Origin of the sequence: Xanthomonas sp. WHRI 1810A (genome assembly GCF_040202885.1) — a bacterium.
Taxonomy (GTDB): domain Bacteria; phylum Pseudomonadota; class Gammaproteobacteria; order Pseudomonadales; family Pseudomonadaceae; genus Aquipseudomonas.
The window spans coordinates 93,688-107,407 of the sequence record NZ_JBEGED010000001.1; the positions used below are offsets into that span (position 1 = coordinate 93,688).

Annotated in this window: 15 protein-coding genes; 6 read left to right on the forward strand and 9 right to left on the reverse strand. The window is 60.7% G+C overall.

Annotated elements, in window-relative coordinates; translation table 11 throughout:
- Window positions 1–34 precede the first annotated feature (34 nt).
- Window positions 35–808, reverse strand: a complete 774-nt coding sequence (locus ABQX22_RS00360; RefSeq protein WP_349795374.1) for a class II glutamine amidotransferase — start codon at window positions 806–808, stop codon at window positions 35–37.
- Between the two features lie 36 nt (window positions 809–844).
- Complete coding sequence (locus ABQX22_RS00365) at window positions 845–1,366, reverse strand: hypothetical protein (protein WP_349795376.1); 522 nt, start codon at window positions 1,364–1,366, stop codon at window positions 845–847.
- Between the two features lie 140 nt (window positions 1,367–1,506).
- Between ABQX22_RS00365 and ABQX22_RS00370 the strand changes: the two genes are divergently transcribed.
- Window positions 1,507–3,564, forward strand: coding sequence for a S9 family peptidase (locus tag ABQX22_RS00370; RefSeq protein WP_349795378.1), 2,058 nt, complete (start codon window positions 1,507–1,509; stop codon window positions 3,562–3,564).
- A 105-nt stretch (window positions 3,565–3,669) separates the two neighbouring features.
- Window positions 3,670–4,143, forward strand: a complete 474-nt coding sequence (locus tag ABQX22_RS00375; protein ID WP_349795380.1) for a Crp/Fnr family transcriptional regulator — start codon at window positions 3,670–3,672, stop codon at window positions 4,141–4,143.
- A gap of 18 nt (window positions 4,144–4,161) precedes the next feature.
- Here ABQX22_RS00375 and ABQX22_RS00380 read toward each other — a convergent pair whose 3' ends face one another.
- On the reverse strand, window positions 4,162–4,452 hold the full coding sequence (locus ABQX22_RS00380) for a hypothetical protein (protein ID WP_349795382.1): 291 nt from the start codon (window positions 4,450–4,452) through the stop codon (window positions 4,162–4,164).
- 105 nt (window positions 4,453–4,557) lie between these two features.
- Between ABQX22_RS00380 and ABQX22_RS00385 the strand changes: the two genes are divergently transcribed.
- The 4 genes from ABQX22_RS00385 (at window position 4,558) to ABQX22_RS00400 (ending at window position 6,784) form a co-directional block, all read left to right on the forward strand.
- The gene (locus tag ABQX22_RS00385; protein ID WP_349795384.1) at window positions 4,558–5,244 is read left to right on the forward strand and encodes a spermidine synthase; all 687 of its coding nucleotides are present in this window, start codon (window positions 4,558–4,560) and stop codon (window positions 5,242–5,244) included.
- A 62-nt stretch (window positions 5,245–5,306) separates the two neighbouring features.
- Window positions 5,307–5,681, forward strand: coding sequence for a YajD family HNH nuclease (locus tag ABQX22_RS00390; RefSeq protein ID WP_349795386.1), 375 nt, complete (start codon window positions 5,307–5,309; stop codon window positions 5,679–5,681).
- Between the two features lie 155 nt (window positions 5,682–5,836).
- A complete protein-coding gene (locus ABQX22_RS00395) occupies window positions 5,837–6,325 on the forward strand; it encodes an RNA methyltransferase (protein ID WP_349795388.1) in 489 nt (162 codons plus the stop codon).
- 84 nt (window positions 6,326–6,409) lie between these two features.
- On the forward strand, window positions 6,410–6,784 hold the full coding sequence (locus ABQX22_RS00400) for a YgaP family membrane protein (RefSeq protein WP_349795390.1): 375 nt from the start codon (window positions 6,410–6,412) through the stop codon (window positions 6,782–6,784).
- A 133-nt stretch (window positions 6,785–6,917) separates the two neighbouring features.
- Here ABQX22_RS00400 and ABQX22_RS00405 read toward each other — a convergent pair whose 3' ends face one another.
- The 6 genes from ABQX22_RS00405 to ABQX22_RS00430 form a co-directional block, all read right to left on the reverse strand.
- Window positions 6,918–7,367, reverse strand: a complete 450-nt coding sequence (locus ABQX22_RS00405) for a YcgN family cysteine cluster protein (RefSeq protein WP_349795392.1) — start codon at window positions 7,365–7,367, stop codon at window positions 6,918–6,920.
- A 113-nt stretch (window positions 7,368–7,480) separates the two neighbouring features.
- A complete protein-coding gene (locus ABQX22_RS00410; RefSeq protein WP_349795394.1) occupies window positions 7,481–8,413 on the reverse strand; it encodes a D-2-hydroxyacid dehydrogenase in 933 nt (310 codons plus the stop codon).
- A 131-nt stretch (window positions 8,414–8,544) separates the two neighbouring features.
- Complete coding sequence (locus ABQX22_RS00415) at window positions 8,545–8,838, reverse strand: YcgL domain-containing protein (protein WP_349795396.1); 294 nt, start codon at window positions 8,836–8,838, stop codon at window positions 8,545–8,547.
- Window positions 8,835–9,968, reverse strand: a complete 1,134-nt coding sequence (gene rnd, locus ABQX22_RS00420) for a ribonuclease D (protein ID WP_349795398.1) — start codon at window positions 9,966–9,968, stop codon at window positions 8,835–8,837. Before rnd ends, ABQX22_RS00415 begins: the two co-directional genes overlap by 4 nt.
- A 155-nt stretch (window positions 9,969–10,123) precedes the next feature.
- Complete coding sequence (locus tag ABQX22_RS00425; RefSeq protein ID WP_349795400.1) at window positions 10,124–11,773, reverse strand: phosphoethanolamine transferase; 1,650 nt, start codon at window positions 11,771–11,773, stop codon at window positions 10,124–10,126.
- 199 nt (window positions 11,774–11,972) lie between these two features.
- Window positions 11,973–13,634 carry a GMC family oxidoreductase gene (locus ABQX22_RS00430; RefSeq protein WP_349795402.1) on the reverse strand — a complete coding sequence of 554 codons (1,662 nt, stop codon included), beginning with the start codon at window positions 13,632–13,634 and terminating at the stop codon, window positions 11,973–11,975.
- Window positions 13,635–13,720 lie beyond the last annotated feature (86 nt).

The window sequence follows — 13,720 nt, forward strand, 5'->3', positions numbered from 1 at the left end:
GTCAGGTCGAGTCTGTTGTGCCGTCGGATCCGGGTCAGGTCGCGCCTTGGGCCACGCATTCGCCGCGTCGCCACAGGCTCCATTGGCCCGGCTCGTAGCGGTGCCAGTCCTCGTTTTCGGTCAGCGGTTCGGTCGCAATCACGGTCACGACGTCGTTGGGCGTGGTTTCAGCCTGAAAATCGACGATCACGTCGACATCCTTGAGCCTGGCCGGGCCGAACGGCGCGCGTCGGGTGATCTGCACCAGCTTGGTGGAGCAAAAGCAAAACAGCCAGTCGCCGTCACTGAGCAGGCAATTGAACACGCCTTTGGTGCGGTATTCGGCGCAGGCCTGGACCAGTGACGGCAAGAACTGCTCGATCTCGACGGGCTCGGGTTCAGCTTCCCGCACGCGATTGAGCAGGTCACAGAAGGCGGCTTCGCTGTCGGTGTCGCCCACGGGCCGATAGAACGTGGCGCGCGGGTTGAAGTCAGCGAGCTGGCCGTTGTGGGCAAAACACCAGTTACGGCCCCAGAGCTCACGCACAAACGGATGGGTGTTGGACAGACAGACCTTGCCGACGTTGGCCTGACGAATATGGCCGATCACCACTTCGCTCTTGATGGGGTACCGCCGCACCAATTGTGCGACTTCCGATTCACTGCTCGCCGCAGGGTCCTGAAACAGACGCAGGCCGCGACCTTCATAGAAACCGATGCCCCAGCCGTCGCGATGCGGACCGGTCCGGCCACCGCGCTGCATCAGCCCGGTAAAGCTGAAAACGATGTCGGTGGGGACATTGGCACTCATGCCCAGTAGTTCACACATGCTCAGGGCCTCGATACGTTCTGCAGCGTTGGCCTGTTAAAGCTTGGGTTCGACGCGCAAACGGCCGCCAGGGCTGCCTGTCACGCCACCGGGGATCGGCGCGGTTGTCGCAGGGTGCGCGGCAGGGCGATCTGTTTGCCTGGAGGCAAAGGGCTCGTCTTCTTCGTTTTTCCGTGCAGCGGCTTGCGCCTCGGCGGCGGCCTGGGCGTGGGCCTGGCGCGCCTTGCGGGCGTTGAGAATGGGCAAGCGGATCAGCGCGAAAACGACGTACAACCCAAGGGCCACGGCACCGTATGTCGCCAGATCCAGCACCGCGCGCCAGACCACGTTGCCGACTTTGAAGGCAAGGTCGAGCGCGCTGATGGCCAGCGCCGGGGCGTATTTGTCTTGACCGGGATCGATGAGGGTCGGCGTGAACAACAGCACAGCGCCGATCAGCCACAGTGGTTCGCGCAGGTAGCGCCACATCCAGCCCGTCAGCTTGATCCACACCAACAGACAGCCCAACGCAGCGAATGCGTACAGGCCCCAGCCAATCATATAGTCGTTGTCGGTCATGACGTCCGTGGTAAGGCAGGTAAGGAGGCGCTTATGATAACGACTTTTCGCCAGCCCGGCTTCCCCGGCTTCAGTATCGGTTCGCGCAGCCCTTGGAACAGAGGGGCGCCGCCGGTCATTTATTGATCAGAGAGCCCAGCATGCCTTTATCCAATGCCTCCATCAGCGCCCCGATTGCCCGCAAGGCCGACAGCGCAGACCCGTACGCGTGGCTGCAGAACCGCGACACCGACGAGGTGCTCGATTACCTCAAGGCCGAAAACGCCTACCAGGAACAACAACTGGCCGATCAGCAGGCGCTGCGCGAAACACTTTTTCAGGAAATCAAAGCCCGCATCCTGGAAACCGACCTGTCCCTGCCCTCCCCGTGGGGCCCGTACCTGTATTACACGCGCACCACCGAGGGCGACGAGTACGGTCGGCATTACCGCTGCGCCCGGCCGGCCGATGACTCGCAGACCGTGGACGAAGCCAGCGAAACCCTGCTGCTGGACCCCAACGCGCTGGCCGGCGGCGGGTTTTTCTCCTTGGGCACGTTCAGCGTCAGCCCCGATCATCAGCGCCTGGCCTACAGCCTCGACACCACCGGCGAAGAGGTCTACCGGCTGTTCGTCAAGGAGTTGAGCACCGGCCAGCTCACCAGCCTGCCGTTCGAAGACTGCGACGGCAGCATGACCTGGGCCAACGACAGCCAGACGCTGTTTTTCGGCGAACTGGACGACACCCATCGCCCGCACAAGCTGTATCGCCATCGGCTCGGCCAGGCGTCGGCGGATCTGGTGTTCAACGAACCGGACGGACGATTCTTCCTGCATTGCTACCGCAGCAGCTCCGAGCGCCAACTGGTGCTGTCGCTGGACAGCAAAACCACCAGCGAAGCCTGGGTACTCGATGCCAGCACACCGCTGCAGGCGTTTGTCTGCATGGCGCCACGTGCCGAAGGTCATGAGTATTCGGTGGATCACGGCTTGGTCGAGGGCAACTGGAACTGGCTGATCCGCAGCAACCGAGACGGCATCAATTTCGCGCTGTTTCATGCGCCGGAAAAAACCGGCGGCGTACCTGAATCCCACGAATGGCAGACCCTGATCCCCCACAACGACGCGGTCATGCTCGACGGCTTCAGCCTGAATGCCAAGGCATTGACCCTGAGCCTGCGCGAAGGTGGATTGCCCATCGTGGAGATCCACCCACAAGATAAGCCGTCCTATCGCGTGCAGTTACCGGATGCGGCCTACAACCTTTACGTGCAGGACACCCTTGAATTCGACAGCGACAAGATCCGTCTGCGTTATCAGTCGCTGAATCGTCCGGCGCAGGTGCGGCAACTGGTGCTGGCCACCGGCGATCAGACGGTGCTTAAAGAAACGCCTGTGCTGGGCGAGTTCGATGCCGATGCCTATGTCAGCCAGCGTTTGTGGGCCACCGCGCCCGATGGCACGCAGGTGCCCATCAGTCTGGTGGTCAAGCGTGAGCTGGCGGGCAAGACGGTCCCGCTGTACCTCTACGGTTACGGCGCTTACGGTGAAAGCCTGGATCCGTGGTTTTCCCACGCGCGCCTGAGCCTGCTGGATCGCGGCGTCGCGTTTGCCATCGCCCATGTGCGAGGCGGCGGCGAACTGGGCGAGACGTGGTATCGCAACGGCAAGCAAGAGCACAAGACCAACACCTTCACCGACTTCATCGCCTGCGCCGAGCATTTGATTGCGCAACAGCTGACCACCGCCGAGCAACTGGTGATCAGTGGCGGCAGCGCCGGTGGGCTGTTGATCGGCGCGGTGGTCAATCAGCGCCCTGATCTGTTCAAGGCGGCGATTGCCGAAGTGCCGTTTGTCGACGTGCTCAACACCATGCTTGATCCCGAGTTGCCGCTGACCGTGACCGAATACGACGAATGGGGCAACCCGCAGGACCCCGACGTGTACGCACGCATCAAGGCCTACGCGCCGTATGAAAACGTCACCGCGCAGGCGTACCCTGCGATGCTGGTGATCGCAGGCTACAACGACAGCCGCGTGCAGTACTGGGAAGCGGCCAAGTGGGTGGCAAAATTGCGCGACCACAAGACCGATGACAATCTCTTGCTGCTCAAGACCGAGCTGGGCGCAGGCCACGGCGGCATGAGCGGTAGGTATCAGGGATTGCGTGACGTGGCGCTCGAATACGGGTTTATCTTCAAAGTATTGCAGCTGACCTGATGAACTCGGTTGGCGCCCCGTGTCATATCAGGCGGGTCCGAACGTTTTGTAGTTCGGTTCCGCTCCTGATTTCGTCCCTTTCTGAAACTTGCACAAGACCAGGCCATGTCCACACCGTCATCACTGAACAATGAAATCCGCGAAATGCTGATGGACTGCGGTCTGTTCAACCCCCTCACGCCTGCGGAGTTTTCCGCCGCAGCGGGCTATTTCAGCATTAGCAGCATCGAGAAAGGCCAGGCGATTTTCAACGAAGGCGATGCCGGCACGTTCATGTGCATCATCCATTCGGGCCTGGTGTCGGTGCAGAAACTCAACGCCGACGGCAACCCGGTGGAGCTTGCGGTATTGCGCAGCGGCCGGGCCTTCGGGGAAATGGCGGTGCTGGACGGCGAACGGCGCTCGGCCAGCTGCATGGCGGCCTCGCCCTGCTACCTGCTGAACCTGGGTCGCGACTCCCTGGACAAGATGATCAACGAAGCGCCCAAGGTGGCGGCCAAGATCATCCGCGCGATTGCCGTGGCGCTGTCCAAGCGTTTGCGCATGATGGACGGGCAGTTGGCATCGCAGCAGGTGTGAGCCAGCGCCGCCCGGCGTTTACGGCTTCACGGCCGGAATGGCGGTGTCGTCCAATCCGGGCAATGCCTCGTCTTTCGGTGGGCCGGGCTGGGGGATTTTGGGGAGCAGGGGCGAATCGCCGAGGCCACTTTCGCGGGGGATGCTGGGCGGGGACACCTGCGGGTATGGCGTGGGAGTCGCGGTGCCCGGAGAACCCGGCGGTGACGATGACGGCCCGGGCGTGTTGAGCGTCGGCTGCAAGGTCTCGGCCTGAATCGCACATACCGAGAGCGTCGCCAGGGTAATCGCCGTTAGAATGTAGCGCTTCATCGATGGCCTCCACCGCCAGTAAAATTATCTGCCACAGGCTACTCCTGCTTCCCGGATTGCGCGCTGCAAACCGTCACTGTTTTTCATTTCATCACTGAGTGCTCCATGAAACGTTTCGTTCTGCTCGACACCACACCGATCCCCGACAACGGCGGCGCCCTGTGCCTGTTCGAATATGGCGAGGACTTCGTGATCAAGATTCAGGGGGGCGACGGCGGCCAGCTGATGAACACGCGCATGCACGGTTCCGAAGACGCGCTGGCGGAAATCCCGTGCAGGAAGGTTGCGGCGCGCACGCAACCACGGGTGCTGATCGGCGGCCTGGGCATGGGCTTCACCCTCGCCTCGGCGCTCAAGCATCTGGGCAAGAACGCCGAAGTCGTGGTCGCCGAACTGGTGCCGGGCGTCGTGGAATGGAATCGTGGGCCGCTGGGTGAAAAGTCCGGCAACCCGCTGCAGGACCCGCGGACCACCGTGGTGATTCAGGACGTGGCGCAGGTCCTGAAAAGCGCGCCTCAGGGCTTTGACGCGATCATGCTGGACGTCGACAACGGCCCCGAAGGCCTGACGCAGAAATCCAACAGTTGGCTGTATTCCTCGGGCGGGCTCGGCGCCTGTGCCCAGGCCCTGCGGCCCAAAGGCGTGCTGGCGGTGTGGTCAGCCAGCGCCGATGCCGCGTTTTCCGACAAACTGCGCAAAGCCGGTTTCAAGGCCGAAGAGGTCAAGGTCTATGCCCACGGCAACAAGGGCACGCGGCATACGATCTGGATCGCTGAAAAACTCAAGACCTGACGGCGGCCTGAAGCGCTAAACTGCCCACATTCTCGACAACAGAACCCGAATCAGGTGACACCATGAGCACGGCCAATCCACCGACCAATACCTCCAAGCTCGATCGCATCCTCGCCGACGCCCAGCGCGATCGCGAAATGGGTTACCGCGACAAAGCGCTGCGCATGTACCCCCACGTGTGCGGCCGTTGCGCCCGGGAGTTTGCCGGCAAGCGCCTGAGCGAGCTGACCGTGCACCACCGCGATCACAACCACGACAACAACCCGCAGGACGGCTCCAACTGGGAGCTGTTGTGCCTGTACTGCCACGATAACGAACACTCGCGTTATACCGATCAGCAGTATTTTTCCGAAAGCTCCACCAGCAGCCCGAAAATCGCCAAGGCGACGCATAACCCGTTTGCGGCGCTGGCGGGGCTTATGAAGAAAGACGATTGACCCTGTAGGAGCGCGCTTGCCCGCGAATCGGAGTCAGCGCCGATGACTTAGTCGGCTGGACGGACGCCTTCGCGGGCAAGCGCGCTCCTACAGTTTGTATTTGCCGTACGTCCCGTATAATCCCGCGCCCTCCTCCCCCAGCGAGCACCCTCCCCGTGGCAAACAAACGCTATGCCTGCATCGGCCTGTTCAACCCCAAATCCCCAAAAAACGTTGGCTCGGTGATGCGTGCGGCGGGTTGCTACGGCGTAGCGTCGGTGTTCTATACCGGCACGCGTTACGAGCGCGCGCGGGATTTCGTGACCGACACCAAGAAGATCCATCAGGACATTCCGCTGATCGGCATCGATGACCTCAAGAAGATCATCCCGCTGGGCTGCGTGCCGGTGGCGGTGGAATTGGTCGAAGGGGCGCGCTCGCTGCCTGAATACACGCACCCGGACCGGGCGATCTACATCTTCGGGCCGGAGGATGGCTCGCTGGACAAGGAGATCCGAGACTGGTGCGAGGACGTCGTGTACATCCCCACCACCGGCTGCATGAACCTGGCAGCCACGGTGAACGTCGTGCTTTACGACCGCATGGCCAAGGGCAACAACACCCGCTCGGGCCCTCAGTTCGGTCGGGACACCCAAGGCACGTAAGCGAGCGCAACGCTTAAACGCATTGAACAGATTCGGACGCAAGCAGTCAGCTTTAAGGACCCTACCTCATCATGGAGAAACATCATGAGCGACACCCCTATCGTTGAACGCATTGACACCCCACTCCAGCACCATCCTGAGCAGAACGTGCAAGGTTGGGAGCGTATCGGCTCCCTGGCTGGCGGCGTGTTGATGATGGGCAAAGGCCTGCGTCGCGGTGGTATCTTCGGGCTGGTGCAACTGGCTATCGGCGGCGCTGTGCTGGCGCGTGGCATCACTGGCCACTGCTCGGCAAAATCGCTGGTCGAAAAAGGTCGCAGTGACCTGGATCAGGCCAAATCCCGCATTCAGCGTGCCGGCGCCGAACTGAGCAGCCTGAAGACCAAAGCAGAAGTGGTCGCCGAAGAAGCCGTGGTGAAAAGCGTTGATGCGGTTAAAGCGCCGAAGACTGATATCTAAGCGTCAACTGCAACTGTAGGAGCGCGCTTGCCCGCGATTGCGGTATTTCAGTCACTGATTGATGCCTGAAGAAAAGCTATCGCGGGCAAGCGCGCTCCTACAGGTCAAGAGCTCCTACAGGTCTACGACCGAATTATCCCGCCCGAAAGATCAGGTGATCTTCCCAATCGTCTTCCGACACGGCGGTTTCGCTCAGCATGCGCCCTGATTGCGAGATGCGCGCCTGATGCACGGCGTCGCGATCGCCACACACCAGGTGATGCCACAGCGGCAGATCCTGACCCTCGCTGACCAACCGATAGCCACAGGTCGGCGGCAACCACTTGAATTCATCGGCCTGCCCCGGCGTGAGCTGGATGCAATCGGGCACTGACGCCCGACGGTTCGGGTAATCGGTGCACTGACACGTCTTGAGGTCCAGCAGCTTGCAGGCAATCCGCGTGTAATAGACGCTGTTGTCGTCCTCGTCTTCAAGCTTCTGCAGGCAGCACAACCCGCATCCGTCGCACAAGGACTCCCACTCGACCGTGTCAAGCTGATCGAGGGTCTTGCGTTTCCAGAAAGGTTCGACTTTAGCGGCCATGGGTGCAGGGATCGGTATCAAGGAGTGAAAAGGCCGACAGTCTAGAGCTCACGGCCGTCAGGGCCAAGCGCGTGCGACTGTCGGTAGATCAACGCGGTCAAAGGGTGCGGGGCTCAGTAACCCTTGATGAAATCCACTTCACCGCGCAACGGTTCGCCTGCAGTGAACGCCTGCAAATTCTCGACGAACAGCTGCGTCATCATCGACGTCGAGGTCGGCCCCGAGCTATGCCCGGTCAGCAGCAGGCCCCAGGCGGTCCAGAACGGATGGCGTTGCGGCAGCGGCTCCTGGCGGCAGACGTCGATGACGGCGCCTGCCAGGTGCCCTTCCTTCAAGGCCTCGACCAGATCGGCATCCACCACGGCCGTCCCGCGCCCGATGTTGATGAACAGCGCCGACGGCTTGAACTGAGCAAACAACGCGGCGTTGTACAGGTCGTGGGTGCTCGGCAGTTCAGGCAGCAAATTGATGACGAAATCCATCTCCCCCACCATTCGCCCCAGATCGCTCGGCTCCCCGACTTCGATGAACGGCGCTTGGGAGCGCGGCGTCGAGGCGATGCCGTACAGCTCAACCCCAAACGGCTGTAGAAACTTCGCCACCGTGGCGCCGATGTTTCCAGCGCCAACGATCAAGGCTTTGCGCCCCATCAGGCCATGGCCCAGGCGGTTGTCCCATTTGCGCTCGACTTGGCTGACCAGTCGGGCCAGCACTTCGCGCTCATGGACCAGCATGTAGGTCAGCACAAACTCGGCCATGACCTGACCGAAGATGCCCACCGCGCGGGTCAGGCGGTAGTCACGGTTCAAGCCGTCGGCCAGCAGCGGGGTGATACCCGCCCAGGTCGACTGCAGCCATTGCGGTTTGTGACCCTGGCGCAGCAGATTGGCCATCAGATCGGGCTGGCCCAGCCACACGGGTGCGTCTGCGGCCATGCGTGACAGTTCAGCGGAGTCGCCGCTGCTCAGCACTTCAATGTCGGGAGCGGCGTTACGGAGCAATCGGGTGTAAACAGAAAAATCGTGGTCGGCGATCAGGACGCGCATGATTCAAAACTCAAAAAAACGGGACATGCGACCGATGTGGCAGCCGGTTCAATCATGAACGGGCGGCACACACCGGTCCGGTAAACCCCTGCGATGGCTTGCAGGGTCTTGGACGGCAAACGGGGTGTCAATTACATCGGGTCGTTGCGGCGCAGCAGTTCTTCGGGCAGGTGCTCGATGTAGTCGTCTTCAGCCGGCGGCATCTGCAGGTGATAGCCCTGCTTTTCCAGGTTGGCGAGCACGGCATGGATGTCTTCGCGCGACAGCACCCGTTCAGGGGTCAGCACCAGGTTGAACGCCAGTTGCGGCGTGCCGAACGCGGCCAGCAATTCCTCCGGCACGCGCTCAAGGGCATCGCTCTTGAGCACATAAAGGTACATTTCGTTGCGCCGCGGGCTGCGGTAGATGGAGCAAATACGTTTCAAGGCTGTTCTCCGGGGGTGGCCAGGCTGTCGAGCAGCGTCTGACCCATCAACTCGCGGCGCCAGCCACGCAACGAATCGGGCAAATGATAGGGACCGTCGGGGTAACCGGTCTTGAGCAGCGCTTCCAGGGTTTTCTTGCGCAACATCAGCTCAGGGGCCATGTCCAGGCGTTCTGCCTCCTGCTGGCCGATGACCTTCAGCGACTTGAGAACGTTAGCCGCGTCGATCGGCAACGGCTCGGGCACCGCCGGCGGCCATTGATCCTGGGACAGGCTGCCGGCTTGCTTGATCAGGTCCAGCAGAAACTGGCCGTCCTGGCGCACGGTCTTGGGGTGCATGTCTTCGATCTTCGCCAGCGCCGCAAGGTTATCGGGCTGGGACTTGGCCAGCGGCCACAACGCATGCTCGCGCAGCACGCGGTTGCGCGGCTGGTTGCGGGCACGGGCTTCCTTCTCGCGCCAGGCGCACAACTCGCGCAGGACCGCCAACTGGGCGCGGGACAGTTTCCACGCCAGCTTGGCTTCCCGGTAGACCTCGTAGGGGTCGGTCTCGCGACGCAGGTTGGCCACCAGTTCGGCGCCGTCTTCAACCACCCACGCGTATTTCTCGTCGGACAGGCGCGGGCGCAGCAGGGCATAGACTTCGGCCAGGTGCACGGCGTCTTCCGCGGCGTAGCTGATCTGGGTTTCGGACAGCGGACGCTGCAGCCAGTCAGAGCGGGTTTCACCCTTGGGCAGGTCGATGCTGAGCACTTCCTGCACCAGGCGCGAATACCCCATGGAGAAACCCAGGTTCAGGTAAGCGGCGGCCAGTTGCGTGTCGAACAGCGGCGCCGGCAGGCTGCCGGTCAGACGCAACAGGACTTCGAGGTCTTCGCTGCAGGCGTGCACGACCTTGATGACGTCAGGGTTTTCCAGCAAGGAGGCCAGGGGGCGCCAGTCGCTGATCAGCAACGGGTCGATGAGGTAGGCGCGGGAGCCGTCGCCAATCTGCAGCAGTGCGGCGATGGGATAGAAGGTGTCGACCCGCATGAACTCGGTGTCGAGGGCCACAAACGGCAGGGCCTGCCACTGTGCGCAATGTCGGGCGAGGCTGTCGTCGTCGCGAATCCAATGAATATCGATGGCCACACGGCTCTCCCTTGAAGAATGGCGCGCAGTATATATCGCTATCAGCAATTACCGGGCATCTGAGCTGCAAGTCTTGAGCATCTTCATCATTTGCGCAGCGCTTGCGGGCAGGATCGAACAACCGTCCATCGGCTCCAGCGGGTTAATGCATGGGATCATTGGTTGGCAAGCACCCCGTCGGTGTAGATCCCGCGGCAATTGGCGAACATATCCAGGGCCGGGTTGTAAACCGTGGTGTCGACTTTCAACAAGCCCAGCATCGAATGAAACAGGTTGTCCTGACTGAGCGGCGCATTGCGTTCGCCTTGCAAGCAGCGCGTGTTCACCGCAAACGACTGCTGATAGTTATCGGAGAACCAGGCAATCATTGGCACGTGTTTCTGTTGATCCGGCGCCAGCATGTAAGGCGTGCCATGGAGAAACAGGTTGTACTCGCCCAGTGATTCACCATGATCCGACAAATACAGCATGGCCGTGTCGACGTTGTTCTGATTACTGCGCAGAATGTCGATCAGGCTGGCCAATACATGATCGGTATATAACAGGGTGTTGTCGTAGCCGTTAACAATACTGTCGCGGGTGCAATTGTTCAGCGCGTTACTTTCACAGACGGGCGTAAACTTTTCATACGCTTTCGGATAACGCTTGAAGTATTCCGGACCGTGGCTGCCCATTTGATGCAGGACTAATACGGTGTCCTTGTCCAGATGGTCGATAAACGCCTGCAGCCCTTGCAGCAGTATTTCATCTCGGCATTCGTTATTGGCACACAACACCGGATCTTTGAGATTGCTGACATCCTGCAGCGTCACGCGATCACACGTGCCTTTGCACCCCGACTGATTGTCCCGCCAGACCACATTCAAACCGGCGTGTTTGAGCACATCGAGCATCCCCTCCCGGTTTCGTGCGCCCGAGGCGCTGTAATCCTTGCGGCCCAGGTTGGAAAACATGCAGGGCACGGACACGGCGGTCTCGGTCCCGCAGGAGTGCACGTCGGAGAAAGCAATCACGCCGCGCTCCTGTTTAAGTTGCGGTGTGGTGTCACGGTTGTAGCCCAGGATGCCGAAGTTCTCGGCGCGGGCGCTCTCGCCCACCACCAGCACTGTCAGGGATTTGCGCGTGTGCTGCGACCATGCGCTGTCGAGTTTCGCGTCCGCGCCCAGCGTCACGAACGGCTTTTGTGCCGACACTACTTGCTCGCTCAGGTAGCCGATTGAGGCGCCAAGGTAGTTGCTGGGCACCACCATCAAACGCAATTCGTGGTGATTACGAAACAAAGAAGAAAGGCCTTGATAATTAAGCAGCGCGATGCCGCCGATTGCTGCCGCACAGACGGCACTGACCAGTGCCTTGCTGATCAGCTCACGGTGCCAGCGATGGTAGTTGACCGGTACTTTCCACACGATCAGCGATGGCAACACACCCAGCACTACGATGTAAGCGAGCAACTTCAAGGACAACAAGTCCCGCACTTCGGTAATGTTGGTCTCGGCAAAGTTACGCAGCATACCGGCATCAATCATCACGCCGTACTGACTCATGAAATACGCCACACCGGCACTGATCATAAACAGCGTTATCAACACCGGCTTCATGACGTTTCTGAAAGCAAGCCACGTCAGAACGATATTGAAAACACCAAAAACCATCACGCCGAAGGCTACGCGCAGCAGCAGGCCTTTACTGTTGAACTCAGTGATTGCGAACACATGCTGCCACAGGGTCAGGTTAAACCCGAGCAACAGAAAACCACTGGCGAGCAAGGTCACTAGCTCGGGACGAACTGCTTTGATGTTCAGCATGAGGGTCGTTTGACTCACGTTAGCGTGCACAAAGGAGCAACGGACAATCACCCCTCCAACGTGGCGAACTCTAGGTACGCAGCCATCAATTTTGTGTGAAAAGGATGCGAACAAATGGTGTTATCAAGCCGCTTTTATTTGCCGGAAAATATCCTGCACAACCCAATGATCAGCAGTGCATCTCCGACTGCCTGATCATTCAATTCACCGAATCGCGGGTCCTGGTATCGGGCGTGTCGATAGCACGGTCGGCCTGACGCGCATCGGCAATGATCATGTGCGCGGCTTTCTCGGCAATCATCAGCGTCGGCGAGCAGGTGTTCCCGGAGGTGATGGTGGGCATGATCGAGGCATCCACCACGCGCAGTCCGTCAATCCCATGCACCCTCAGTCGTTCATCCACCACCGCATCGGCCCCCTGCCCCATTTTGCAGGTGCCCACCGGATGGAAAATCGTCGTGCCGATCACGCTGGCAGCCTCACGCAACTGCGCCTCGCTTTGCAGACTGGCGCCAGGCAGGTATTCAACGGGCTCGAAGGCCGCCAGCGCAGGCGCGGCGGCAATCCTGCGGGTCAGCCGAATGGCAGCGGCGGCCACTTTCAGGTCTTCATCGTGGCTGAGGTAATTGGGTTGAATGATCGGCGCTGCATCGGGCAACGCAGAGCGAATCTGCACCGAGCCACGACTGCGCGGGCGCAGGTCGCACACCGATGCGGTGAACGCGGGAAAGGCATGCAGCGGTTCGCCGAAGCGTTCCAGGGACAAGGGTTGCACGTGGTATTCCAGGTTGGCGCGGGTCTGCTCGGGCCCTGATCGGGCAAATGCACCCAGCTGACTCGGTGCCATGGCCAGCGGGCCGCTTCGGTTGATCGCGTAGCGCAGCCCCATGTTCATCTTGCCCCACAAGCTGCCGGCCATCTGATTGAGGGTGCGGCCGTTGCTGACTTTGTAGATAAGGCGCAATTGCAGATGATCCTGAAGGTTGCCACCCACGCCCGGCAAGTGACGGCGCACATCGATGCCAAGCTTTTCCAGCAGCGCACGCGGCCCGATGCCTGAGCGCTGCAACAGCATGGGCGAGCCGATGGAGCCGCAGCACAGAATGATTTCCCGGCGTGCGACCAGATGTTTTTCAGCCTGCTCTACCCGAGCAATGACAGCACTGGCGCGACCGTTGTCGAATTCGATCCGCACGGCTTCCGCGCTCGTCATGACGGTCAGATTAGGCCGGTGGGCAATCGGTCTTAAAAAAGCCTTGGAAGCGTTCCAGCGCACGCCGCGTCGCTGGTTGACCTGAAAATAGCTGCAGCCCTCGTTGTCGCCACCGTTGAAGTCCGGGATCGAGGCAATGCCGGTCTGCGCCGCCGCCTGGCGAAACGCGTCAAGGATCGGCCAGTGCAGGCGCTGTTGCTCCACGCGCCATTCGCCTTTGGCGCCGTGCAATGATGACTCGCCGCCATAGTGATTTTCCGACTGGATAAACATCGGCAGCACGTCCTGCCAACACCAGCCCTTGTTGCCCTGCGCCGCCCACTCGTCATAGTCGCGAGACTGGCCACGCATATAGATCATGCCGTTGATGGAAGAACATCCGCCCAGCACTTTGCCACGGGGATAATTGAGCGAGCGGCCGTTCAAGCCAGGTTCGGCCTCGGTCTTGAAGCACCAGTCGGTGCGCGGATTGCCGATGCAGTAGAGGTAGCCCACCGGCACATGAATCCAGGGATAGTTGTCCTGGCCGCCCGCTTCCAGCAGCAACACGCGGTGCCGGGGATTGGCCGACAGCCGATTGGCCAACAAACAGCCTGCCGGGCCCGCGCCGACGATTACATAGTCATAGAGCACAGGTGCCGTTTGCATGGGTCCCTCGCTGATCTTCTTGTTTTTGTTTTAGGTCGAAGGTCCATCCTGAAGTTTTTCTGCGCAAAACAAAAGACCGCCGCATG